Source organism: Pseudoalteromonas sp. NCIMB 1079 (assembly GCF_040567695.1).
Taxonomy (GTDB): Bacteria; Pseudomonadota; Gammaproteobacteria; order Enterobacterales; family Alteromonadaceae; genus Pseudoalteromonas; species Pseudoalteromonas distincta.
Genome location: NZ_JBEWZA010000001.1, coordinates 134,560 through 160,029 on the forward strand (window position 1 = coordinate 134,560; position 25,470 = coordinate 160,029).

General features: G+C 39.8%; 24 protein-coding genes, 1 pseudogene and 1 riboswitch. Of the genes and pseudogenes, 17 read left to right on the plus strand and 8 right to left on the minus strand.

Features of this window, described 5'->3' with window-relative positions:
• Window positions 1-216 precede the first annotated feature (216 nt).
• Both ABX891_RS00610 and ABX891_RS00615 read right to left on the minus strand, forming a co-directional pair.
• Window positions 217-1,626, minus strand: coding sequence for a protein adenylyltransferase SelO (locus ABX891_RS00610; protein ID WP_309167971.1), 1,410 nt, complete (start codon window positions 1,624-1,626; stop codon window positions 217-219).
• An 8-nt stretch (window positions 1,627-1,634) separates the two neighbouring features.
• On the minus strand, window positions 1,635-2,333 hold the full coding sequence (locus tag ABX891_RS00615) for a DNA-3-methyladenine glycosylase I (RefSeq protein ID WP_309167970.1): 699 nt from the start codon (window positions 2,331-2,333) through the stop codon (window positions 1,635-1,637).
• 191 nt (window positions 2,334-2,524) lie between these two features.
• A riboswitch (Lysine riboswitch) is annotated at window positions 2,525-2,725 on the plus strand.
• 190 nt (window positions 2,726-2,915) lie between these two features.
• On the opposite strand from ABX891_RS00615, the gene dapA reads away from it, so the two are divergent.
• From dapA to ABX891_RS00640, 5 genes are all read left to right on the plus strand, one after another.
• Complete coding sequence (gene dapA, locus ABX891_RS00620; protein ID WP_354628721.1) at window positions 2,916-3,800, plus strand: 4-hydroxy-tetrahydrodipicolinate synthase; 885 nt, start codon at window positions 2,916-2,918, stop codon at window positions 3,798-3,800.
• 15 nt (window positions 3,801-3,815) lie between these two features.
• Window positions 3,816-4,556, plus strand: coding sequence for a 2,3,4,5-tetrahydropyridine-2,6-dicarboxylate N-succinyltransferase (locus ABX891_RS00625; protein ID WP_002958799.1), 741 nt, complete (start codon window positions 3,816-3,818; stop codon window positions 4,554-4,556).
• Complete coding sequence (locus tag ABX891_RS00630; RefSeq protein WP_354628722.1) at window positions 4,556-5,761, plus strand: PLP-dependent decarboxylase; 1,206 nt, start codon at window positions 4,556-4,558, stop codon at window positions 5,759-5,761. The genes ABX891_RS00625 and ABX891_RS00630 overlap by 1 nt, the downstream gene beginning before the upstream one ends.
• 5 nt (window positions 5,762-5,766) lie before the next feature.
• Window positions 5,767-6,888: a succinylglutamate desuccinylase/aspartoacylase family protein gene (locus tag ABX891_RS00635; RefSeq protein ID WP_354628723.1), complete on the plus strand. Its 1,122-nt coding sequence runs from the start codon at window positions 5,767-5,769 to the stop codon at window positions 6,886-6,888.
• A 378-nt stretch (window positions 6,889-7,266) separates the two neighbouring features.
• Window positions 7,267-8,301: a phospholipase A gene (locus ABX891_RS00640; RefSeq protein ID WP_165728327.1), complete on the plus strand. Its 1,035-nt coding sequence runs from the start codon at window positions 7,267-7,269 to the stop codon at window positions 8,299-8,301.
• Between the two features lie 72 nt (window positions 8,302-8,373).
• Here ABX891_RS00640 and ABX891_RS00645 read toward each other — a convergent pair whose 3' ends face one another.
• Window positions 8,374-9,267: a bifunctional GNAT family N-acetyltransferase/hotdog fold thioesterase gene (locus ABX891_RS00645; protein ID WP_309167964.1), complete on the minus strand. Its 894-nt coding sequence runs from the start codon at window positions 9,265-9,267 to the stop codon at window positions 8,374-8,376.
• Between the two features lie 246 nt (window positions 9,268-9,513).
• Between ABX891_RS00645 and ABX891_RS00650 the strand changes: the two genes are divergently transcribed.
• A complete protein-coding gene (locus ABX891_RS00650; RefSeq protein ID WP_309167962.1) occupies window positions 9,514-10,221 on the plus strand; it encodes a spermidine synthase in 708 nt (235 codons plus the stop codon).
• On the opposite strand, the gene dtd is transcribed toward ABX891_RS00650, so the two are convergent.
• Together dtd and ABX891_RS00660 are read right to left on the minus strand one after the other, a co-directional pair.
• Window positions 10,218-10,655: a D-aminoacyl-tRNA deacylase gene (gene dtd / locus ABX891_RS00655; protein ID WP_002961132.1), complete on the minus strand. Its 438-nt coding sequence runs from the start codon at window positions 10,653-10,655 to the stop codon at window positions 10,218-10,220. The two genes, ABX891_RS00650 and dtd, sit on opposite strands and share 4 nt — an antisense overlap.
• Entirely contained in the window at window positions 10,656-11,561 is a 906-nt protein-coding gene (locus tag ABX891_RS00660; RefSeq protein ID WP_002961130.1) for a virulence factor BrkB family protein, read from the minus strand.
• An 87-nt stretch (window positions 11,562-11,648) separates the two neighbouring features.
• On the opposite strand from ABX891_RS00660, the gene ABX891_RS00665 reads away from it, so the two are divergent.
• The 3 genes and pseudogenes from ABX891_RS00665 to ABX891_RS00675 all read left to right on the plus strand — a co-directional run bounded on the left by ABX891_RS00665 (window position 11,649) and on the right by ABX891_RS00675 (window position 14,244).
• On the plus strand, window positions 11,649-12,305 hold the full coding sequence (locus ABX891_RS00665; RefSeq protein ID WP_149594446.1) for a DUF2959 domain-containing protein: 657 nt from the start codon (window positions 11,649-11,651) through the stop codon (window positions 12,303-12,305).
• A 74-nt stretch (window positions 12,306-12,379) separates the two neighbouring features.
• Window positions 12,380-13,448 (plus strand): annotated as a pseudogene (locus tag ABX891_RS00670) (MBL fold metallo-hydrolase).
• 67 nt (window positions 13,449-13,515) lie between these two features.
• Window positions 13,516-14,244, plus strand: a complete 729-nt coding sequence (locus tag ABX891_RS00675) for a CBM9 family sugar-binding protein (protein ID WP_165743520.1) — start codon at window positions 13,516-13,518, stop codon at window positions 14,242-14,244.
• Window positions 14,245-14,405: 161 nt separating this feature from the next.
• On the opposite strand, the gene ABX891_RS00680 is transcribed toward ABX891_RS00675, so the two are convergent.
• Entirely contained in the window at window positions 14,406-14,723 is a 318-nt protein-coding gene (locus tag ABX891_RS00680) for a hypothetical protein (protein ID WP_165743522.1), read from the minus strand.
• Between the two features lie 214 nt (window positions 14,724-14,937).
• Entirely contained in the window at window positions 14,938-16,761 is a 1,824-nt protein-coding gene (typA, locus tag ABX891_RS00685; protein WP_002961123.1) for a translational GTPase TypA, read from the minus strand.
• A 507-nt stretch (window positions 16,762-17,268) separates the two neighbouring features.
• On the opposite strand from typA, the gene glnA reads away from it, so the two are divergent.
• The 6 genes from glnA to ABX891_RS00715 all read left to right on the plus strand — a co-directional run bounded on the left by glnA (window position 17,269) and on the right by ABX891_RS00715 (window position 23,809).
• Complete coding sequence (glnA, locus tag ABX891_RS00690; RefSeq protein WP_024603879.1) at window positions 17,269-18,675, plus strand: glutamate--ammonia ligase; 1,407 nt, start codon at window positions 17,269-17,271, stop codon at window positions 18,673-18,675.
• 113 nt (window positions 18,676-18,788) lie between these two features.
• Window positions 18,789-19,310 carry a DUF4124 domain-containing protein gene (locus tag ABX891_RS00695; RefSeq protein ID WP_354628724.1) on the plus strand — a complete coding sequence of 174 codons (522 nt, stop codon included), beginning with the start codon at window positions 18,789-18,791 and terminating at the stop codon, window positions 19,308-19,310.
• 82 nt (window positions 19,311-19,392) lie between these two features.
• Window positions 19,393-20,463, plus strand: a complete 1,071-nt coding sequence (gene glnL / locus ABX891_RS00700) for a nitrogen regulation protein NR(II) (RefSeq protein ID WP_354628725.1) — start codon at window positions 19,393-19,395, stop codon at window positions 20,461-20,463.
• A 14-nt stretch (window positions 20,464-20,477) separates the two neighbouring features.
• Window positions 20,478-21,863 (plus strand): nitrogen regulation protein NR(I), encoded by a 1,386-nt coding sequence (gene ntrC, locus ABX891_RS00705; RefSeq protein ID WP_354628726.1) that lies wholly within the window; start codon window positions 20,478-20,480, stop codon window positions 21,861-21,863.
• 29 nt (window positions 21,864-21,892) lie between these two features.
• Complete coding sequence (locus ABX891_RS00710) at window positions 21,893-22,351, plus strand: cyclic nucleotide-binding domain-containing protein (protein WP_354628727.1); 459 nt, start codon at window positions 21,893-21,895, stop codon at window positions 22,349-22,351.
• Between the two features lie 186 nt (window positions 22,352-22,537).
• Window positions 22,538-23,809, plus strand: a complete 1,272-nt coding sequence (locus tag ABX891_RS00715) for an IS4 family transposase (protein ID WP_354628728.1) — start codon at window positions 22,538-22,540, stop codon at window positions 23,807-23,809.
• 99 nt (window positions 23,810-23,908) lie between these two features.
• On the opposite strand, the gene ABX891_RS00720 is transcribed toward ABX891_RS00715, so the two are convergent.
• Complete coding sequence (locus tag ABX891_RS00720) at window positions 23,909-24,196, minus strand: hypothetical protein (protein WP_354628729.1); 288 nt, start codon at window positions 24,194-24,196, stop codon at window positions 23,909-23,911.
• A 245-nt stretch (window positions 24,197-24,441) separates the two neighbouring features.
• Here ABX891_RS00720 and ABX891_RS00725 point away from each other — a divergent pair, with 245 nt between their 5' ends.
• Window positions 24,442-24,825 carry an RNA-binding S4 domain-containing protein gene (locus tag ABX891_RS00725; protein ID WP_002961114.1) on the plus strand — a complete coding sequence of 128 codons (384 nt, stop codon included), beginning with the start codon at window positions 24,442-24,444 and terminating at the stop codon, window positions 24,823-24,825.
• A 101-nt stretch (window positions 24,826-24,926) separates the two neighbouring features.
• Window positions 24,927-25,355 carry a hypothetical protein gene (locus ABX891_RS00730; protein WP_354628730.1) on the plus strand — a complete coding sequence of 143 codons (429 nt, stop codon included), beginning with the start codon at window positions 24,927-24,929 and terminating at the stop codon, window positions 25,353-25,355.
• Window positions 25,356-25,470 lie beyond the last annotated feature (115 nt).

Consider the following 25,470-nt stretch of genomic DNA (forward strand, 5'->3'; position numbering starts at 1 on the left):
CTTTATTGAAAAATAAATATAGTAGTTTTTGTAAATTAGTACTTAGCAAGGAAAGTAAGAGCAATTAAATTGAATGCACTTATAAATGCAAAGAAATATTGCTTGCTTTATATTGTGTGCATAATACCACCAGAATTAGCATTCCCCTAAGTATATGCGCATGTTTGATTAAAAAATGACTCTTTTTAATCATGCGGTTATATTTAAAGTTAAGTATTAAGTACCACAAAAAGTCTGGTAGTCATTATCATTAGTCGGTGGAGAGCAAAATTCTGATAATTCTTCACTGTTAGAATATGGATTGCCGGCTATTTTTATAAAGCGCTGTAGCAACTCACTAGACCCAGTAGCGTTATATTGTTCAATTATTTCTTCGATCACATGATTACGCGGTATAACACGAGGATTTGCCGCTCTCATTACTTTATAACTATTATCGTCAGTTAAGCTTACCCACTTAGCTCTCCATTCAATTAGCGACTCAGGTACGCTTTTTTCTCCTTTTAAGGATTCAGTAAGCGCATCAAAGGTGTTGGTGTAGTCGAGCTGATTATCTTTTAATAGCGTTAACAACTCTGCTATTAACTCACCACTACTATCGCTAGATTCATTTAAACCCAGTTTTTGTGCCCACATAGCCGTAAACTCAGCATTAAACTGCTCAGCAAAACTATTAATAAATGGCGTCATTAATAAAACTGCTTGCTCGTCATCATCGCTAATAAGCGGCATTAAACTCTCAGCTAAGCGTGCGCAGTTCCAGTTAGCTATATTAGGTTGATTACCGAATGCATAGCGGCCTTGTTTGTCTATAGAGCTAAATACAGTATCAAAATCAAAGCTATTCATCATGGCACACGGGCCGTAATCAATAGTCTCTCCGCTAACTAGCGTATTATCTGTATTCATTACTCCGTGAATAAAGCCAACACGCATCCAGCTCACAACTAGCTTAACTTGGTTTTTAATCACAGCGCCTAAAAATGCTAAATAGCGCTGCGATCCTGTATCTGTTATTTCTGCGTAGTGTCGCTCTATAGCTAAATCGGCTAAATTTTTAAGCCCTTCAACATCGCCTTGCGTCGCTAAATATTGAAATGAACCAACACGAATATGGCTCGTTGCTACACGCGTAACGATAGCCCCTGCTTGTGGCGGATTACGATAAACCGTTTCGCCACTGCCAACAACCGCTAAGCAGCGTGTGGTTTTAACTCCCAGCGCATGCATTGCCTCGCTCATTACGTATTCACGAATAGCAGGACCAAGTGCACAACGCCCATCTCCCCCTCTTGAGTAAGGAGTAGCACCAGAGCCTTTTAATTGAATATCCCATAACTGGTTTTCATCATCACTAATAGCGCCCAGTAAGTGCGCTCGTCCATCGCCTAAGCGGGGTGAAAAATGTCCAAATTGGTGCCCAGAGTAACCAAGTGCTACTGCAGGAATCGCCTGTTTTTCGTTACCGCTAAAAGTGCTGGCACGCAAATCAGCCGCAACGTTAATATTAAATTGTTTTGCTAAGCTCTCATTCCACAGTAATAGCTGAGGAGAGGCGACACTTGCAGGGAAATCTTCTATTGCGAAGTTTTCCGCAATATCTGTGTATCTTGGCACTAATTTCATGGTAATTCCTATTGTTGCTGACTTATACCAACACGGTTGTCACCTACGCCATAAGCAACAATTAAGCTTAACTCTTGCATACTTAAGCCGCTTTGCTTTTGCATTTCGTTAAAAAAAGCTTGGGCTGCATTTAGTGACTTTTTAGTTTGTAAGCCGCCGTCTATAATTTTATGGGCACGCAAATAATTCTCTACATCGCGTGATAGTAAAAATGTATCTTTACCAAGTGCTCGCAGCGCATAAGGCCCTGTATTTCCGCCTAAACGCGAACCATGTTTTTTTAAATACGCCCACAAACCAATAATATCCTCTGTTGGCCAATTAGCGATAAACTGACTAAAACTGCCATGTTCCCCTGCTATTTCGTGGATCATGTAAGCATTTTCGGTAATTGTTTTTACTTTTTTATAGTTACGAACAATGCGCTCATCCGTTGCTTTTTGTTCCAGCATATCGGGTGGCATCATTAATAACTTGTCAACGCTAAAATCCCAAAAAACCTCTCTAAAGCCCGGCCACTTATTATTTATGACTGACCAATAAAAGCCGCTTTGAAATACTTTTCGAGTAAATTCTTCAAGCCAATCGTCGTCACTTAACGTGCTTAGTTGTTTTTTAGATAGCGGTTTTGCAAGTAATAATTTAAGCATTTTTTCAGAGCCTTTTCGCTCTACCGCTCGCTTATAAATATCGCTAAATTTTTCCATACTAATTAAATACCTCACTACTTATATTGCTAGTGTACGAGAAAAGCACCTAATACGTAACCACCCCTCTTTTCGATGAATTAATCTGTATTTAGTCGCTTGACACCTAGACGGCTAAAATGCTTTAATCGCCGTAATTACCCTATTTAAATTGCACAGGTTTGTAAGTTTTACTCTACAAACAGGTGCAAAGGGCTAGAAGAGGTGCGTTATTCAGGTAGCGTATGTTAGGAGCGCAAACTCCAGTAAGCATACGTGAGGGGAATTAACGCCGAGAAGTAACCACTTTTGCGAGGTGTTTATTTCGGGCGACTAGGTTGAACCCTAGCGACTGTCACCAATAGTTGCTTATAAAAAGCAGCTTGTTAGTTTGGTGGAGAGCTTCTGGTCTTAAATATTAAGGCCGTGCGCCCTATTATTTTAAGCCCATTCGCTCTTCGAATTATTAGTTCGAACGACGTTAATGCGGCTCCTTCCATAAAGCTTTTTAACTCTTCGAATAATACCAATTACATTAAATTAGTTATCGCTAAAATGATCACGTTTTTAATAAAATTGGTACAAATTATAAGTTCGTGAGAGATGATCAACAACTTCAATTTAAACGACTACTCACTGTGGACCGCACTCGTTACGCCATTTGATCAACACGGCGATGTTGACTACAACACGTTAACTAAGTTGGTTAGCGATCAAGAAGCGGTACATAACGGTATTTTGCTACTTGGCAGTACGGGCGAAGGTTTAGCACTAACGCTAAAAGAGCACCAAGCCATTGTTGAGCACGTATGCCAGCTAAAACCAACAGTACCACTCATGGTAGCTGTGGGCGGTAGTAACTTAAAGCAACAAATTGAGTGGGTTAACTACTGTAATACACTACCAATTCATAGCTTTTTACTTGGCTCACCGCTTTATGCAAAGCCTGGTGCTATAGGTCAAACTCATTGGTTTGAAAGCCTACTAAATGCAAGCGCTCACCCATGTATGCTTTATAACGTACCGGGTCGAAGCGCTGTTAGCATCCCAGCGGCAACAATTCAAAACTTACAAAACAATAAAAATTTATGGGCGTTAAAAGAAGCGAGCGGCAGTATTGCTCAGTTTGAAGCTTACCGCCAAGCGGCGCCTAATTTAGCTATTTTTAGTGGCGACGATGCGCTAATGCCTTATTTTGCTCAAGCTGGCGCAAAAGGTTTGGTGTCGGTAGCTGCAAACGCATGGCCTGGACAAACTCACGAGTTTGTTAAGCGCAGTTTAAGTGGTCAACACCCTAACTTATTTGCCCAGTGGTCAAGCGCTATTAATAGCCTATTTGCTGTCGCAAACCCTATTCCCGTAAAGGTACTGATGCATTTGCAAGGCCGCTTAAGCAGCCCGCAACTTCGTCCACCTTTAACACATCTTGAGTTAACTCAAACCGATTGCATCACAACTGCAAACAACACCATTTTATCTTGGCATTAAATACAGGTTTTTATAATGAGCTGGTTAGAACTATTAAATAATTTAGAATCGGGCGCAGTACGCGCAGCATCACAAAACGAAAGCGGCCAATGGCAAGCTAACGTAGAAGTAAAGCAAGGCATTTTAGAAGCCTTTAAAAATGGCACTAATACTGAGTTTGCAGGCGGCTTTGTTGATAAACATAACCTAGCTCCGCAAGAATTTAGTACTGATGATGGCGTTCGTATGGTACCAGGTGGCTCAAGTGTTCGCCGTGGTGCTTATGTTGCTAAAGGCACGATTATTATGCCACCAGCGTATGTAAACATTGGCGCATATATCGACGAAGGCACAATGGTAGATAGCCACGCATTAGTTGGCTCGTGTGCACAAGTAGGTAAAAACGTACATTTAAGCGCTGCAGTTCAGCTTGGTGGTGTACTTGAGCCAATTGGTGCCAGCCCAGTAGTGGTTGAAGATGATGCATTTATTGGTGCTGGCTGTATTATTGTTGAAGGCGTAGTCATTAAAAAAGGCGCAGTACTTGCCCCAGGCGTGCGTTTATCAGCAACTATTCCGGTATACGACTGCGTAAACGAGCGCCAACTAGATAAAGGCGAGCCAATCCCAGAGTACGCGATTGTAATACCGGGCTCTCGCCCTGCGTCAAACGAATGGGCGCGCGAGCAAGGCCTAAGCATGTCGTGTGCGTTAATAGTTAAATACCGCGACGAGAAAAGCGATGCATCGTTATTGCTTGAAGAGGTTTTACGATAATGAGCTTTTTGAGCACGCCTATCAAAACCGCTGTAAATACAATTACACAACAACTTGCTACACCTTTTTTTGTTTACGATTTAGATCAACTAAACACGCATCTTGCGCGTTTAGTTGCGCAAACCGATGTAAAACTGTGGTACGCGGTAAAAGCAAACCCACTGTCTAAAATTATTCAAAGCTTAGACAGTGCTGGCTTTAATTTTGACGTAGCAAGTAAAGGTGAGCTTGAGCAAGTACTCGCACAAGGTATTAGCTCGCAGCGCGTGCTCAACACAGGGCCTGCAAAAAGCCCTAAACAAATTAAACACTTTATTGAGCGCGGCGTGCGTATATTCGTAGCAGAAAGCCTCAATCAAGTACGTTGGTTAAACCAACAAGCACAACTACAAAACACGCAGTTACAAGTATTACTGCGAGTGCAATTACGTTGGCCTGAAGGTGAAAAAAACCCTCTGGGCGGCGATAGCCTTACGCCGTTTGGTATGGGTTGTGATGAGTGGCAAGCACTCAATGTAGCTGACTACCCTGCACTTAAATTTGACGGCCTGCATATTTTTCAGTGGGGCAACATGCTTAGCACGCAAAAGCTAAGCGATTTGTGGTCACAAATGATTGCACCTCTTAGCCAACTTGCCAGCGATTTAAATATTAGCCTTAAGATTTTAGATTTAGGTGGTGGTTTAGGTATTCCTTATACACAAAACGAAGCAACACTTGATTGGGATGACTTAATTGCTGCGCTCGCTAAAATTAAAAATGATGCGGGTGTAGAAGAATTATGGATGGAACTTGGTCGCTATGCCGTTGGCGAATGCGGTCATTACGCAAACCCAGTAGTAGAGCGCAAACAAAACTACAATCAAGAACAAGTAATTTTAAGCGGCGGTATAAATCACTTATTACGCCCTGCTGTTACCAGCCAAGACTTTCCTGCTGCATTACTGCGTGAATCCAGTGCTAAAACTCAAGCGGTCACTTTATACGGCCCACTTTGTACAGCGCTTGATTGCTTGGGTGAACATAACTTACCAAGCGATTTAAATGAGCACGACTGGCTAGTGTTTAGCCAATGCGGTGCTTACGGCTTTACCGAAAGTATGCCGTATTTTTTATGCCATGAGCTAGCTGCTGAGTACACCTTGCAAAACGGTACACTTACCTGTGTTCGCCAAGCCGAAAATGCCAGCCATTATTTAAGGTAACAAGTATGAGTAATACAACACACATTAGCCAAGAGAACATTGTAGTAGGGGAAGTTGCAAACGGCTTACCGCTTACAATTCCTGTGTATCGTTTAAAAGGCAATGGCACAGGGCCAAGTGTTTACATTCAGGCCAATATGCATGGCGCTGAAGTGCAAGGTAACGCAGTTATTTTTCAGCTGCTTGAGCAATTAAAACACCTTAACCTTAGTGGCGATATTACCCTTGTACCTTATGCCAATCCGATTGGTTGTAATCAAAAATCTGGCGAGTTTACCCTTGGCAGGTTCGATCCGATTACGGGCACTAATTGGAATCGCATGTATCACTACAATAAAAATTTAGTGGCACAGTTTGCACAAAATCATACTCAGTATGACGACGCTACATTAAAAAGTAACTTCAAACAGGCACTTATTGACGAAGTAGACAGCAAACTTAACGGCCCTGCTTATTTACTCAATACGGGTAAACGCATTGCGCTTAACTTACAAAAGCTCGCTCATCAGGCTGATATAGTACTCGATTTACACACAGGCCCTATTTCAAGCAAGCATCTGTACTGCCCAAGCTATGCAACCGACAGCGCACGTTACTTTAATATTGAACATGTATTGCTTATTCCTAGTGATTTTGACGGCGCTATGGATGAAGCTAACTTTTGCCCATGGTGGCATTTAAGTGATGCACTTAGCGGACAAGGTCGCGAATTATCAATACCTGTAGAAGCATTTACTGTAGAGCTAGGCAGCCAAGAAAAAATAGACTTAAAAGAAGCATTAAACGATGCAAACAGCATTTTAAGTTACTTAAATCACAAAGGCGTATTACAAAACGCACCGCATACGCCAGCTAATATGACTCGCTATGCATGTAATTTAGATGACTACTTTGCCTATTACGCCCCTATTGGCGGCATGGTTGAATACTTAGCCCCACTTGGCGGGCACATTAAAGCTGGTGAGCCTATTGCCAATATTTTACGCATGGAGCGCTACTTAAGCGAGCAGCCACTGCAAACACTCACTCTTGATTGCGATGCAATTGCTATTTTGCACTTTGCCTCAGCGAGTGTTAACCAAGGTACTGAGCTTTATAAGTTTTTTACTAACATATTTGAGCTTTAGCTCACCCTTCTCATTGCGTGAGAGTAATACCAATTGCATTAAATTAGTGATCTATTATAGCGATAAGGAAATAGCTTAATAACAAGGCTAAAATTATGGTACATAGTTGTTCTATATAAATAATTTTTAACGTAGTTAGTGAGTTATTTAATACGCTAGAATGATCATGTTTTTAATAAAATTGGTATAAATTAACTAAAATAGTTAATTTGCATTAGAAAAGCGGCTTAGGCCGCTTTTCTTTTGATCTATACTTACTTTGTATACGTATAGACCTTGTTATAAATGCAAATTCAGTAAAAGTTCACCGTTACATATGTAAAAAGACGTTATAATTAAATTAACGCATACAACAACCCAAAATCACAAGGAATTACAATGAGCTGGCGCCACTGGATAACTCTTTCTGCTTTAATTAGTACCGCTACCTTCGCACAAGAAGAAGTTGCTACAAATGAGCAAGACAACGACATCGAACTTGTAAAGCAGTGTATTTTAAATGAGGTAATTGGCGGAGATGGTAAACAAACATTAGACGATCTTCGTAAAAAGTGTTCAGCTCTTGAAGAAAACAAACAACTTACCGCGCTTGATAAACGCCAAGCTCGTGAAGAAGTAGGTAAAAAAAATAGAAATGTAATTACGCCACATAAGCGTAACTATATTTTGCCTCTTTCGTACGTGTCACACCCAAACGATCGCCCATTTGATGGCTTTGATGCACTAACAGACGATAACGACGGTGAACCGCTCGACAACCTAGAAGCAAAATATCAGCTATCGATAAAAGTGCCTCTTTACGATGATTTTTCGGATAAAGACCAAGCCATATTTTTTGGCTTTACACTGCAATCGTATTGGCAGCTTTATAACTCAGAAATTTCTTCTCCATTTCGTGAGACCAACTACGAACCAGAGATATTTTGGATAAATTATCTCGACCCAGAAAACGTATTATGGGGCGACGAAATGGCAATTGCTTTAGGTATTTCGCATCAGTCAAATGGTCGAAGCCAACCAAACTCACGTTCGTGGAACCGTATTTATGCAGACTTTATCTGGGAAAACAGAGGCTTTGTTTTTAGCTTTAAACCTTGGTACCGAATAGCTGAGGACGAAAAAGAAGATATTTTAGAAGCCAATGGCGACGACAACCCAGACATATATAAATACATGGGTTACTTTGAGTTTAGCGGCGCGTATCGTTTTCATGACCATGAATTTAGCTTTATGACGCGTAACAATTTAAATTCAGATAATCGTGGTGCAATTCAACTCGACTGGTCGTTTCCTTTATGGGGCCGCGTTCGTGGTTATGCGCAATACTTTAACGGTTATGGCGAAAGCTTAATTGATTACAATGCGGATGTAGAACGTATTGGTGTAGGTATATTATTAACCGATCTGCTGTGATACTTCTCTAAGTTTTACGCACAAAAAAGCCAAGCATCGCTTGGCTTTTTTGTGTATTGAACAGCTAAACAGTTATTTTTTTACTACAAACTGCCCTTCAAACTCTGCAACCACGTTATCACCATCGTAAACAGTTACTGGCACTACGTAACTTGCTTTACCGTCGGTTTCTAAATCGCTTAACTTGCCCTTACAGGTTTGTATATCAACACAACCACGTGGGTCGGTAGTAAGCGGTTTTAAGTACTTAATGTTAGCATCGGCTAATACAATATTACCTTCAAGCCCAGCTTCTTTAAGTGCTAAGTACGTAGCCCCCCAACCTGTTAGCGTGGCCAAGCTATAAATAGACCCTGCAAACATAGTGTTATGTAGGTTTAAGTTAGCGTCTAGGTCAGCGCTGGTTGTAAATTGCCAATCAGTATAGCTTTCTACCTTAATACCCATCGCGTCACTAATTGGAATAGACTCACGCCACGTATTTTGTAGTACTTGCGTCCAATTAGGGTGACGAAACCAACCTGGCTCAGACGGTTTTTGCTTTACCATTTTAAAGTGTTGAACATCGCCATACGCTAAATGCGCTTTTTCTTTTAATTCGTAACCGTGGCGTTTATAAAATTCAAGCGCTCGTTCGCGTGCAAACAAAACCAGTTCATCGGCATTTTGTGTCCATGCTATTTTTTCAAGCTCGTGAAGTAATCGGCTACCAATATGCTGATTACGGTTCCCCTCTGCAACTGCCATGTAGCGCACTTGTGCTTGCTCATGACTGTTAAAATGCAAACGTGCTACACCTAGCACTTCGCCTTCTTTATTTTTTATAAAGCGGTGCTCAGAGTCTTGTTCCATATCGTCTTGTTCAGAGCCACGTGGCTCGCCCCAAGGCGCGCGTAATACCTGCCAACGCAATTGGTAATACGCTTGCCAATCTTCGCTACTTTGTGGGGTGCTTACCTGAAACATACATACTCCTGTTATTATATAAGCCGTAAATAAAAGTCAAAAAAGGCTACGGCGCTATACTAATAGTATTGATTATCTACCAAACTAAAAAGCTTAAATAATTAAGTCCGTTGGTATTATTGATGGCAAATACCATACTCCATCTTAAAAAAACTGCAAATACGACTTTGGTGATGGCTGTAAAATAACGTAAAAAATAATGGCAAAGGCCATTGCGCTTTAACGTTGCTAGTTTATGCTGAGAATATGATGGAAAAAATCAATTATATAAATTCACTGACGGGTTTGCTGGGCGATCAATTTATTGAAAATAGCCACAGCATTGGTCAGTTAATCTATTGGCATAAATGCAGTGGCGATCACATTCAAGTACGTGAGCACGAGCCGTTACGCTGGTTACTGATTAACGACACTCTTCAATCTGTTATTGATTTAAATAACCCGGATTTATTACTTTTTCCACATTTATTATGCCTAGGTAAGCATTGGCAGGCTCTTAAGCCGCCACAAAAAGTGTTAGAACTCGGCCTCGGCGGCGGAGCAATTCGTAATTATTTACAACACAAATACCCTAAAGCACAAATAACATCGGTTGAAAAAAACGCCGATATTATTGATTGCTATACCCAATTTTTTTCGTCAAATAAAAATGAGCAACTGCTTTGCGCCGATGCGCAACAGATTTTAAAAAGTGCGCAAAATATTGATTGGATTATTTTAGATTTGTTTAGCCAGATAGATGCACCTCGATTTTTATTTGAAGAGGCATTTTATAAAAAAATTTACTCGGCTTTAAATAACAACGGTGTGCTATTTATTAACTTTTTATCGCAGCATGAGTCGCAATTAAAACAACTTCAACAGCTATTACTCGATGTATTTGGTTGTAACATTAGCCCGCAAAAAATTACGGGCTATGTAAATCATATTGTCGTGGTTACTAAAAAAGTTTAAACAGATAAGTTAAACGTCACGGGCCCATCGTTACACAAGCTTACTTGCATATCGGCACCAAACTCACCGGTGGCTATTGTAAGCCCCAACTCTTTAGCTTGAGCTACAAAGTACTCGTAAAGCTCATTAGCTTGGCTTGGCGTTGCCGCAGATGAAAAGCTAGGGCGCATACCCTTTTTAGTATCAGCCGCTAGCGTAAATTGCGAAACCACCAGTAACTCACCTTTAATATCTTTAAGGCTTAAGTTCATTTTGTCGTTTTCGTCAGTAAAAATACGATAATTACTTACCTTGTGTAAAAGCTTATCGGCCGTTTGCGTATCGTCGTGTTTTTCAACGCCCAGTAACAACAATATACCTTGGCTAATTTCGCCTACCACGTGGTTGTTAATTTCTACTTTGGCATGCTTTACGCGTTGTATTAAACCTTGCATTTAAACTGTGTCCTTTACTGCTGGTTCATCATCTTCTAGTTCAAGTTCTGGTGTTTCTGGAATATCATTTGGGCTAATACACGCAGTAAATTCAGCGCCAAGCAAAACAACTACCCACGATAAATACACCCATACAAACAAAATAGGAATGGTTGCTACTGCCCCGTAAATAACTTCGTACGACGGAAAATGACTAATATAAAGTGCAAACCCTTTTTTAGTCAGCTCAAACAAAAGTGCCGCAAAAAAAGCGCCAGGTATTGCTGCTCTGAAAGATACACGCGTATTAGGCACTAAGGTGTAGAGCATAATAAAGCCCACCATCGAAATCCCATACGGCAATAACTTTAACAAAAACCCGCTAAACCCAGGAATACCCTGATCAGCAAACGATACCAAAGATACAATATAAGAGGTAACCCCAATACTCGCTCCGAGTAATACAGGCCCTAAGCTCAAAACCATCCAATACACAGCAAATGAGATCATCATCGGGCGTTTTTTCTTAATTCGCCAAATTCGATTTAGTGTGGCATCTACATTACGTATTAACAGCAAGGCTATTGCAGCTAAAAAGCCAATACCTACCGCCGTCATTTGATTAGCGTTACCGGCAAAGGAGCTAATGTGCTCTCTAATAACATCGGTAGAGGTAGGGACAAAGTTGGTAAACAAAAAGCTCTCAATTTCCATGCGAGTAGATTCAAAGCCCGGAAAAGCTGAAAATATAGCAACACCCACCGCAATTAATGGCACTAACGAAAGAAGGGTTACGTAAGCAAGGTAACCTGCATTAACCGTTATTTGATCGTCTATACACCGATTAAAATACTGCATCCACCAACCAGGCTGCTGGCGTATAAAGGACTTAACTTGCTGTTTGTAATGTGAGAGCTTATCATTCATACAATTGACTTGTGCTTATTTAGTTTTGATTATAATAACAATCAGCGCCATAATTTACAGCACTAACGCTCGTAAACAGGAATTCAAATGAAAAAACAAACATTACTCAGTGTTTCAATGCTTGTAGTAACACTTACTTTAACTGGCTGCCAATCAGCTTATTATTCTGCGATGGAAAAAGTGGGTGTTCACAAACGCGATATTCTTATTGACCGCGTAGAAGAAACCAAAGACTCTCAGCAAGAGTCACAAGAAGAATTTAAATCGGCACTAGAGCGCTTAACGACTCTAATCGATTTTAATGGTGGCGAACTACAAGACACTTATAATCAGTTAAACGACGATTACGAGTCGAGCTTAAATGCCGCTAACGAAGTGTCAACTAACATCAATAAAGTAGAAGACGTGGCAGAAGCCCTGTTTGATGAGTGGGGCGATGAGCTAGAGCAATACAAAAGCGCGTCACTTAAGCGTGAAAGCAGCAAAAAGCTAACCGCGACTAAGCGTCAATTTGATCAGCTATTACGCTCAATGCGCAGCGCAGAGAGTAAAATGGAGCCAGTATTAACCTCGCTTCATGATAACGTTTTATACTTAAAGCATAACTTAAATGCACAAGCGGTATCGGCTATTAAAGGTGAATTCACTAACCTTAAGCGCGATATTCAATTGTTGATGAACGACATGAACAAGTCGATTGCCGATTCAAATAAATTTATTGAACAAATGAATAGCGCTGGCTAATCATTTGTTACTTTAACAAGCCTGCTTAATTGCAGGCTTTTTTATGTTAAAGGGAATGCTAAAAAGGATTTACAATGAAACGCTTTTTAATCGCAGCAATGCTCTTATGTATATTAACGGCCTGCGGTGCACCTAATAATAGTAATCGTATTACCAGCTCTGACTCAGTTGTTGTTATTAATGATAAGAACGGCCGTTATAAAAATTTATACATAGGTGAAAAAACATATCCCACCACCTGTACTGAAAACTGCTACCCAGCCCACCCAGACTTACTATGCAAAACCGGCAGCGAAAACTGCCAGTACCAAGGCCAGCAAACTAAACCACAACTTAGCACTGGCTATACAGTACGCTGGCTTGGTCACGCTAGTTTTGTAATTAACACCCCAAATGGTCAAAATGTGCTGTTTGATCCGGTAAAAAATCAGTTTGATTCTCCAGTCGCACTTGGCTTTAAACTCAGCGGTGGCACTTATCGTAAAGCAGGCGCTTGGCCTAGTGAGCAAGAACTGGAAAATATTGATGCGGTAATGTATTCGCATATTCATTACGATCATTTTAATAAAGCCGACATACAAAGCATTGGCAATAAACCTCGCTATTTAACACCACTCGGGATGGCCGACAACTTCCCTACCGGCGGTTTTAATATTAGCGAAATGCCGTGGTACTCAACAACCAACATTGACGACTTAGTTATTAACGCCCTGCCAGCTCATCATTTTAGCGCTCGCGTATTAGTGCCCTTTCTTTACGAAGATAACAATAAAGACTTATGGAATGGCTGGCTGCTTGAACAAAACGGTAGCACCTTATTTTTTGCAGGCGATACAGGCTACTCAAAACACTTTAAAGACATATGGCGATATAGATGTATGCTTAATCCCAATCGCTTCTTACTACAGTAAAGACGATCCTAACTGGTACCGTTACGTGCACACCACACCTGAAGACGCGCTCAACGCAGCACAAGAGCTTAATTGTAAAGTAATGATACCGTGGGGATACGGTAACTCAAGTTGGAAAATGGGCGACCACAGCAGTCATTCAGCCTTACTTCGCTTATTGCATATGTACAATAAAATGGATTCAAAAGTACCGCTGTATATTTTAAACGAAGGCGAAAGTATTTCACTGTAACTATTTACTTAGCTGTTTTAAGATTGTTATTACATTAAGACAAATCGACAATAAAATTGAGAGATTAATGAAGAAATTAGCACTCGCCTTAAGCTTTTTATTAAGCACGCCAGCAATGGCTATTGATGTTGAACATACATCAACCCCAATTACTATTGATGGCGTATCAGAAAGCGCATGGGATAAAGCCGCTTGGCACGACATGCCTTATCTAATGGATGGCACACTGCCATCAAACGATGCCGACTTTAAAGGGCGTTATCGCTTATTGTGGGATCAAAACTATTTATACCTACAAGCCGATATTGTGGATGATGTTCTAATAGATAAACACGCAGATCCAACCTATAAATATTGGGATGACGATGCGCTTGAAGTGTTTATAGACAGCGACGCATCGGGCGGAAACCACCAATTTAATCACACCGCTTTGGCGTACCACATTGGCCTTGATAACCAAGCCGCCGATTACGGCCCTGATAAACAAGCCCACTTGTATACCGACCACCTAACAAGTAACTGGAAGCGCAATACCACCGCACCTTTTAACATTACGTGGGAAGTAGCAATAAAACTCTACCCTAATGATTATAAAGAAGGTGCTAAAAACACCCCAATTACACTTAGCGAAAAGCAAGTAATAGGCTTTATGTTAGCGTATTGCGATAACGATGGCAGTGACGTGCGCGAGCACTTTATGGGCTCACACGAAGTACAACCAATAAATGGCGACAGAAACCGTGGTTTTATAGATGCCGACGTATTTGGCAAAATAACCCTACTTCCTAAAAAGTAAGCCACCCCCATCAAGAAGAGATACAAGGTTGGGTTGAGCGCAGCGAAACCCAACGACCCCACCACCAACAAACACAGATACTTTGCATTATCGATTATTTAATTCTCAAGCACGTTTTTGCTTAGACAAAGAGCGGGCTGCGCCCTAATATAAAGCTAATTTCAGCCACCCTTTTGCTCATGTTTAATAATTTTAAGAAGCAAATCAATTCTGCGATTTGTTTTTTTGGTTTGCTCCCTAATCATTCCCTGCACCACAGCTGAAGCAAGGAAAATAAAACATATTATTTGAAATAATTCAGTTTCAATATCATAGAAGCTATTAGCAATTGATAACAAAACAAACGGTAAAAAAATTAATATGAGATCTTTCAAGCCCCAATCATTTTTTCCTAACGTTTCAAATTCATCTTTATATTTTTGCAGTTCAGCAATATGTTCTATCTCTAGTTTTGCCTTAATTACATTTTCGGTATTCACACTAGCTTACTCGCACATATTAAATATAGCTTTGATAATAACTTAATACCTTTTTTAGGTTCAATATTAAAAACTGCTTAACAGTATCGAACCAACCGCGATGTTCTTCCAACCTGAGAGCTTACAGCTCTTCTCTCGCTAACTATTGTTCACAAAAAAGCCGCTGTATTTTTCAATACAGCGGCTTTTAAAATCATTATTCTAAATTAATAGATTATGACTTAGGTGCACGACCCGCACGTTTACGTTCGTTTTCTGTAAGGTGTTTCTTACGGATACGAATGTTTAGTGGAGTAACTTCAACTAGCTCGTCATCATCGATGAACTCAAGCGCTTGCTCAAGTGAGTAGTTAAGGTGTGGAGAAAGCGTTTGCGCTTCATCAGTACCAGATGCACGTACGTTAGTTAACTGCTTGCCTTTAAGGGCGTTAACTGTAAGGTCGTTATCACGGTTATGAATACCGATAACCATACCTTCGTATACTTCAACACCGTGACCGATGAATAAACGGCCGCGCTCTTGTAAGTTGAATAATGCGTTAGTAAGTGCTTTACCAGTTGCGTTTGCAATCATTACGCCGTTCTTACGAACACCGATAGCGCCACCTTTATGAGGACCATAATGATCGAACGTATGGTACATAAGACCAGAACCCGAAGTAAGCGTCATGAAATCAGTTTGGAAACCAATTAAACCACGGCTTGGGATCATGAAGTCTAAACGCATACGGCCTTTGCCATCTGGAGTCATGTTAGTAAGTTCACCTTTACGTAGGCCAACTTGTTCCATAACAGAACCTTGATGCTCTTCTTGACAGTCAATAGTCACTGTTTCAAACGGTTCTTCTAGAACGCCATCTACAGTACGTAAGATAACTTCTGGACGAGAAACTGAAAGCTCGTAACCTTCACGACGCATGTTTTCGATTAAGATACCTAGGTGTAATTCACCACGACCAGAAACACGGAAGCTATCTGGGCTTGCAGTATCTTCAACGCGAAGTGCTACGTTGTGTACTAATTCTTTGTCTAAACGCTCACGGATATTACGTGACGTTACAAACTTACCTTCTTTACCACAGAAAGGTGAGTTATTTACAGAGAATGTCATTGTTACAGTTGGCTCATCAACACTTAGTGGTGGTAATGCTTCAACGTTTCCTGGGAAACAAACTGTATCAGAAATCTTAAGCTCACCAATACCTGTTACAGTTACGATGTTACCAGCGTAAGCTCTATCAGTTTCGATACGCTCAAGACCTAGGTAGCTTTGTACTGCACCAATTTTACCATTACGTGTAGTGCCATCAGCACTGATAATAGTAACTTGTTGGTTAGGAGCAACAGAACCACGTTTTATACGACCAATACCAACTACACCAACATAAGAGTTGTAATCTAGTTGAGAAATTTGCATTTGGAAGTCACCTTCAGGATCTGCATCCGGTGGTGATACTTCTTCAACGATCATCTTGAACATAGGTTCCATGTTGTCTGATGGTTCGTCTAAATCTAGTGTTGCCCAACCGTTGATTGCTGAAGCGTAGATTACTTTAAAGTCTAACTGTTCGTCAGTCGCGCCAAGGTTGTCGAATAAATCAAAGATTTGATCCATAACCCAATCTGGACGAGCGCCTGGCTTATCAATTTTATTGATAACGACGATTGGCTTTAAGCCTTGCGCGAATGCTTTTTGCGTAACGAAACGCGTTTGCGGCATTGGACCTTCTTGAGCATCAACAAGTAATAATACTGAGTCAGCCATCGAAAGTACGCGTTCAACTTCACCACCGAAATCGGCGTGTCCCGGGGTATCTACGATATTGATATGGTAGTCATTCCAAGAAATGGCTGTGTTTTTAGCCAAAATGGTAATACCACGTTCTTTCTCAATGTCGTTTGAGTCCATCACGCGCTCTTCGTTACCGCCGCGTGTTTCTAATGTACCTGATTGCTCAAGTAGTTTGTCAACCAGTGTTGTTTTACCATGGTCAACGTGCGCGATAATCGCTATATTTCTTAACTGTTCGATGCTCATATATTTACTCAGAGAAATTAAATTCTCATTGATCCTGCAAGATCTACGCACTCATCCACGCTTTCGCGAGATGTCCCAGCATAGGATTTAAAAGGGCGCATATTATCCCTCATTAATGACATGGATGAAAGTTTATCCAATATAAATTTCAAAACTTTCTCAATACTTTTACTAAGTATCTGTTTTATATATGACAATTATATGAATTAAATTTCAAATTTTTTTTGAAAAACAGCCTTTTTGGCTATTTTGCTGATCTTTTTGGTACTCTTTTGCATTTAGGTTATGCTATTTCCGAGCGATTAAATTAGCAGCAAATTGTGCCCTGTAAATTTTGCACCAAAAAGGAAAATTTACGCACCAATATAGTGCGTTTGTACATTCCATTTTGATGCAACGATATTTTTTTAATTTATAAACAGCTAGTTATAAAAATGGCACAAAATCAGCTTAGTAAATCCCAAAGCAATTATGCAGCAATAACAAAACCCAATAGTTGGAGGACACATGTCACAATCGGTTTTAGATTTTATTAAAGAAAATGACGTCAAGTTCATTGATTTACGCTTTACTGACACTAAGGGTAAAGAACAACATATATCTATTCCTCATCACCAAGTTGATGAAGACTTTTTTGAAGACGGTAAAATGTTTGACGGTTCTTCAATTGCAGGCTGGAAAGGCATAAACGAATCAGACATGGTATTAATGCCAGTTGCTGAATCAATCAAACTAGACCCTTTCACTGAAGAATCAACATTAATCGTACGTTGTGACGTAGTAGAGCCTTCAACACTTCAAGGTTATGAGCGCGACCCGCGTTCTGTTGCTAAGCGTGCTGAAGATTACATGCGCTCTACAGGTATTGCAGATACAGTTTTATTTGGCCCTGAGCCAGAGTTTTTCGTATTTGACGACGTTAAATACAAATCAGATATGTCTGGTTCTATGTACAAAATTGATTCTAAGCAAGCTGCTTGGAACTCAGATAAAGAATATGCAGATGGCAACACAGGTCACCGTCCAGGTATTAAAGGCGGTTACTTCCCAGTTGCTCCTGTTGATGACTTCCAAGATTGGCGTTCAGCTACGTGTCTAGTTCTAGAAGAAATGGGTCAAGTAGTAGAAGCACATCACCACGAAGTTGCAACAGCAGGTCAAAACGAGATTGCTACTCGCTTTAATACAATGGTATTAAAAGCGGATGAAATCCAAGAAATGAAATATGTTATCCATAACATGGCTCACTTATACGGTAAAACAGCAACGTTTATGCCTAAGCCAGTTGTTGGTGATAACGGTTCTGGTATGCATTGTCACCAGTCACTTGCTAAAGATGGTGTAAACCTTTTTGCTGGTGATAAGTACGGCGGCCTTTCTGAAGATGCGCTTTACTACATTGGCGGTATCATCAAGCATGCTAAAGCAATCAATGCTTTTGCAAATGCCTCTACTAACTCGTACAAGCGTTTAGTACCAGGTTTTGAAGCACCAGTTATGCTTGCATACTCTGCACGTAACCGTTCTGCATCAATTCGTATCCCAGTGGTTCCATCTGAAAAAGGTCGTCGTATTGAAGTACGCTTCCCAGATCCAACTGCTAACCCATACCTTGCTTTCTCAGCAATGCTTATGGCTGGCCTTGATGGTATCAAAAACAAGATCCACCCTGGCGATGCTATGGATAAAGATTTATATGACTTACCAGCTGAAGAAGCAGCAGAAATCCCAACTGTTGCAGCATCACTTGACGAAGCACTATCTGCACTTAGCGCAGACCGTGAATTCTTAACTCAAGGTGGTGTATTCACTGATGACTTAATCGATGCTTACATCGAACTTAAATCTAAAGAAGTTGAAAAGCTTAACATGACAACTCACCCAGTTGAGTTTGAAATGTACTACAGCTGTTAATTTAGCTGTATAAAATATGTGTGTTCTCAAGCCCGCTTTGCGGGCTTTTTTAATGGTAAAATTAATCAATCTCCACTAAAGTTAAGTTACCGACAAAAATGCAGGGCTGCAGAGTGAACAACAAGATTTTATTACTATTAATTGCTTTAGGATTAAGCAATTATGGTTACGCTGGTGAAACAAAGATATACGCTTGGAAAGATAAAAATGGCGTATTAGTGTTCTCTGACACCCCTCATAAAGGTGCTAAAGAGGTAAAGCTTACCAGCCAAGATCTTAATATGCCTGCAACAAATACTGACATTTTTGACGAGCAACCCCAGCCTCAACAAGCGGGCTTTAGTATTGCCATTTCCTCACCTGATCATAACCAGACTATTCGTGAAAATACCGGCACTGTTTATGTTACTAGCCGAATAAAACCACGCTTTGAAACTGGTTTTACTATACAACTTTTTATTGATGGCAAAGCACATGGCCCAGCCAGTGACAGTTCAACCTTTGCAATAAGAGATGTAGAACGTGGTGAGCACACACTACAATTAAAGCTTTTGAATAGTAAAAACCAAGTTATTGCTATAAGTGAGCCCTGCATATTTTTTATGCACCGAAAAGGGCTAAACCTAAGTAACTAAATTGGGGCATTACTAAACGTGCAGCAGTGTATTTTACTATATAACTTGCTTGTAAATATTCACGCACTAAAATGGTGCAGCTATGATTAATAATAAAAACTTTAGCCCTGAGCTACTCGATGCTATTTGGCAAAATCAAACAACCGCTATCATGTTGCTTGATAAAAACTTCACCGTTGTCTATGCCAATACCAGTACTAGCGAACTGCTTGGCCTTGGTAACAAGCGCCTATTAGATCAGCCTTTCGATAGTCTTTTTAATTACCATTCAATCGATTTGCAGCGTATAGAACAATACTCATTAGTTGAAGGTGTAGATTGCCAGCAGCACAGAGCTGACGTGGTTTTTAGCGATTCTCGCCATGCAAAAGTAGCCGTAAGTACACGACAAATTAAGTTTGATGGCTCACTTTATATTTTATTTGAGTGGCGCCAAACTGATGACGAAATTAAGCACGACCAAGCGTCTAATCAAATGCATCAATACCAAGCAGCCCGAAATCTAATTAGAGGCTTAGCTCACGAAATTAAAAATCCTTTAGGTGGAATTCGCGGAGCGGCGCAGTTATTGCAGTATGAGGTTGATCAACAAGAAAGAGACCAATGTGCTGAACTTATCATTGAGCAAGCCGACCGATTACGTGAATTAGTAGATAGGCTTTTAGGGCCAAATCAGCTTCCGCAAAAATCGTATGGCAATATACATCAATCACTTGAATCAGTTGCACGACTAAGTACGTTAGATAATTGTTCTAACATTAGCTTGGTTAAGGATTACGACCCAAGCATTCCTGATGTATACATTGATCAAGGTAAAATTCAGCAAGTAGTATTAAACATTGTTCGTAATGCTCAACAGGCACTTGTAGATGGCGGTGAAATAAAAATAAAAACCCGCATTAATCATCAGCATCGTCGCCCAGGTAAAGCACCTAAAAAAGCCTTGTTGATCCAAATATCTGATAACGGACCAGGTATTGATCCCAGTGTACGTGAAACACTGTTCTACCCTATGATCACCAATAAAGAAGATGGCTCAGGGTTAGGACTCTCAATAGCGCAAACGCTGATAGATCAACATGATGGCTATATAGAATGTGATAGCTGGCCTGGACATACTGAATTTAATATCTATCTGCCCTTTGCAGATTAATGTTTGGAGTTTGCATGAAAACAGTTTGGCTTGTAGATGATGATGCTTCTATTCGATTTGTACTTGAAAAAGCACTAACCCGTGCAGGGTTTAACGCAGAAAGCTTTGCTAATGCGCAAGATGTATTAAGCGCATTAAAGTTTAGTCAACCTACTGTTTTAGTTTCGGACGTACGAATGCCTGGTATGGATGGCATGGCGTTGCTTGAGCTTATAGCAGAGCAAAACCCTGGGCTGCCAGTTATTATAATGACTGCCCACTCAGATTTGGACTCTGCAGTTAATGCATTTCAAAAAGGTGCTTTTGAATACCTAGCTAAGCCGTTTGATTTAAACGAAGCAGTGGCGCTAGTCGAGAGCGCATGCAGAGCAAACTCCACTAAAAAAACTAAGCGAAAGCAAGCTCCACCAAAAAGTGCCCACATTATTGGTGAAGCACCCGCTATGCAAGAAGTGTTTAGAGCGATAGGTAAACTATCGGCCTCAAGCATGAGCGTATTAATAAATGGTGAATCTGGCACAGGTAAAGAACTTGTCGCCAGCGCCCTGCACAACCATAGCCCACGTAAAGAAAATCAATTTATTGCACTGAACATGGCGGCCATTCCAAAAGAGCTTGTTGAGTCAGAGTTATTTGGCCACGAAAAAGGCGCATTTACGGGCGCCGATAGCGTACGTAAAGGCCGCTTTGAGCAAGCCAATGGCGGTACACTATTTTTAGATGAAATTGGTGATATGCCACTTGATGTGCAAACACGTTTATTACGCGTTCTTGCCGATGGTGAGTTTTATCGCGTTGGTGGCCATCAAAGTATAAAAGTGGACGTACGCATTATTGCAGCTACGCACCAAAACCTTGAAGATTTAGTTAAACAAGGCAAGTTTAGGGATGATTTATTTCATCGTCTTAATGTTGTGCGCCTACGTTTACCCGCTCTTCGAGAGCGTACTGAAGATATAGAAAGCTTATCGCAACACTTTTTACATAAAAGCGCTAAAGAGCTACAAGTAGAAAGTAAAGTACTGAGCCCTAAAGCGACTGAGCAATTACGTTTATTTAATTGGCCAGGTAATGTACGCCAATTAGAAAATACGTGTCGTTGGCTGACAGTTATGGCACCGGGTGAGCTTGTAAGCGAGCAAGATTTACCGCCGGAGATTCTGGATGCTTCACCAACCCAAGAAGAAGGTGATTGGCTCGATTCATTCCAACAATGGCTTAATCAAGAGCTAAAAAAAGGCAAAGAAAATATTTGGCCTGACATTCAAGCTCAACTAGAAACTCGCTTAATAAAAACGGCGCTGGCTAATTGCTCTGGCCATAAGCAAGATGCCGCTATAAAAATTGGTTGGGGCCGCAACACGTTGACCCGAAAATTAAAAGAGCGCAATATTAGCTAATTAAACGTTTTTAACACATTTGGTTATTGATGAAGCTAATCGAACATATTCCATTATTCAAACAAATGGAAATTATAAACAGGCTGCACTTTTTTAAAGAATTTACGCTCAGCGAGCGCCAAGTCTTATTGGAATCGTTCGGCCTGTTATATTTAGTAAGCCAGCATCAGTTTTTATTTAAGCAATACGATAACGACAAGCGTTTGTACATTGTTCTTAGCGGCGCGTTATTAGTATTTAAACATAATCATTTACTTGAGCTTGGAACGATAGTACCTGGTGAATTTATAGGTGAAGGCGCTTTTATAAATAACCGAGAGCGTAGCACTAGCGCACGCGCTAAAACCGACACCATAGTACTTGCCATTACCCCTGAAGCACTCACCCGCTTACCTAATGTAATCCGCGAAAAAATTAAAGACCGAATTATTGAGGGTATGAGCTTGCGCATTGCCAAATTAAGCGAGCATATAGAAAACCATGGTTAGAAACCGTTTATATCCCCAAGCTGATTCTAGCTGCTACTTTTAAGTTGCACCCAACGTTTATGTATAAATATACGCAGTTGGTTACTGACACGTCATAGGTAAGATCTTAAGAAATTGAGTTGAAGCTCAATTCATGATCAAATGGTTGTTACCACACAAACCACAGAATCAAGAAAAGAGCTTCAAATGAATGCTAACATTTTTATTAATAAGTTAAAAAGTATCCTAAGTGAAAAAAAACTGAACCGACTTGGTAAACAAGTAGCATTTACTAAAAGAGAAAGAAATATTACCGCATTTCGTATGGTTGTTAGTCTTGTTGCTGCGCTTGGGGATAAAAAAACGATCTATTTATCCGAAATATTAAGAGTTTATAACCAGCTAACAGGGCAGTCTATTAAGTATAAGCCTTTTCATAACCAGTTAGTTAAACCTGAACTAGCTGAACTAATGCGAGAGGTAACAAATAGAGTTTTTAATTGTTGGATAAATGATGCGCTTAAGTACACTAAAAAAGATTTGTTCAAGTTTGAGAATATTTTAATTCAGGACGGTAGTTCTATTATGCTTCATCGTTCTTTAAAAGATGTTTTTCCTGGGCGATTTTCAAATACGTGTCCAGCAGCCATTGAATTGCATGCTACTTTAAATTTAACGCAAGGTTGCTTTGAAAAAGCAGGTATAACACCAGACAGTTACTCTGAACGTGAAGAACTTCCAACATTTAAAGAGTTGAAAGGACAGTTGTTACTTGCTGATAGAGGATATTATTCAGGTAGTTATATTCATGAATTAGATAAAGCAGGAGGATTTTACGTATTAAGAGCGAAGGGATTAAAAGCAGTCAGAGTACATAATGCTTTTAAGCAAAATGGACAGGAATTAACAGGAAGTCATTCCCCAAAGTTATGTGAATTGCTTCCCGAATTACCTAAAAATGATCTTATTGATATGAATGTTAGCATAAAAAACAAGCTAACAAGAGTCGTTGGGTATTGGTCAAAAAAAGAAAAACAATATACATTTTTAGTCACTAATTTATCTATTGATGAATTTACAGCGACTGAAATAGGCAAATTATATAGGTTACGCTGGCAGGTTGAATTACTTTTTAAGGAGTGTAAGTCTTATAATAATTTACGCGGCTTTCAAACATCAAACGCAACCTTACAAGAGGCGCTAATTTATGTAAGTTTAATAGTAACCACGCTTAAAAGATTTTTAACTGGCTGTATTGAAAAGATATTTAAAACTGAAATGTCTACAATGACAGTAGCAAAAACAACGGGTGTTTGGTGGATTGCCATATTAACAGCGATTATTAGGAAGCATAGGAAAGGATTGTTAAATGCAGTTAATGGAGCATTTGACTTTCTGAGGAAAAATGCAGCTAGGGCACACCCCAAACGCGATCGAAAAACAGGAGTATTTCAGTATGGGGTAGAGCCAAATTTTTAAGGCTGTACTTAATGTTTTTCTTAAGTACCTACCTATGACTGACACGTACTTAATAAAATGGCTAAGCACACTAAAACTATATTTTTGATAAATAGCAAATCAGCTAATTTGGCTATTTAACCAAGCATCAACACTTTTGCGAGTATATAAAACTTCTTTAAACAAACGATGACGTTCAAATTCAAGTTTTGTTTTTCTCGTGGCATCACCACTAACTAAACGGCTATGGGTATCATTGAATTTTGAAATTACAGAAAAACCGCGCTCATCTTGATCAGCTTGCTTTTTTACAGAATTAGCAAGGTGCTCTCTAACATCGTCAGCAGTTAACATACCTGAATTATCTAATCCCATTAGCTCTTTTTTCATTGCTAATCTTACGCCCATTTCCTACTCCATTTAATGAAAAATATTTATTCCGCCAAAGTTTTAGCAATTAGCAGGCCATACGTAAAATTAACTGCTGCAAAGATTACTCTTCAATTGCTTCAGTTTTTTTAAAGATAGATAAAATACATAAAAACTTTCGTCGTTATTTCCCTATTACAATTAGCTAAAGTTACTTGCTTTGGTGCAAAAATAGCTGCAAGCCTTTATACTACAGCTTGTGCGTTACCCCACCGAGAGCAAATATGAACGAAGAATACATAGAAATAGAATTAGAAGAAGAGCCGATTGAGCTCTGTAAATTATTAAAAGTACTAAACTTAGTTGAAGGTGGCGGCCAAGCTAAAAACCTAATTACTGAAGGCTATGTGGGTGTTAACCATGAAATTTGTACAATTAAACGGAAAAAATTATACAGTGGTGATGTACTAGAGTTTGATGGTGAGTTTTTTAAACTCTCACTAAGTGAAGATGCAATCCCTGCAGAAAAACCTGCGGTACAAACTCAAGCAGAGTCAAAGCAAGCTGCACCACAACCAACAAATCAACCAGCTAAAAGTAAGCGTAAGCGAACTAAAAAACCAAAAGTAGATGATAAAACAGGTCGTCGTCCTATTTCATTTGGTTAAGCATTTAAAAGCACTCTTTTTATATAAAAAGGCCAACTTGTATAGTTGGCCTTTTTACTCTTTAATAACCTCGTTAATAATAATAAAAACAAGGTTATAAAATGTCTGTAAACACACCTAAAAATTGGTTTAAACCCGTTGTATGGGCGGCACTCGTATGGAACTTACTTGGCGTTATTGCATTTGCTATGCACATGATGATGACACCCGAAATGATAGGTAAACTTCCGTTAGATCAACAAGCTGCCTACTCTGACATCCCTCTTTGGTCAACCATTGCATTTGCTGTAGCTGTATTTGGAAGCACTTTGGGTTGTCTGTTTTTACTTGCTAAAAACGCGCTGGCAACACCTACTTTTGCGCTATCGCTCGGCGCTATTTTAATTCAGCAATATTATAATTTTGTGGTCATAAACAGTATTGAGCTGCTTGGCGCAAGTGCTGTATTTATGCCTATTTTTGTAATCCTTATTGCCATTGCTCTACTTTATTTAAGTATTAAAGGTAAGCAGCAGGGCTGGTTACGGTGATTAATAAGGGTCGAAATAACTTTTGACCCTACCTCTTTCAAATCATCTCTTGAAATTAAATTTTTCAGCATTATCTCTACTATAATAACTGTATAAAATTCGTTCTCTAAATACG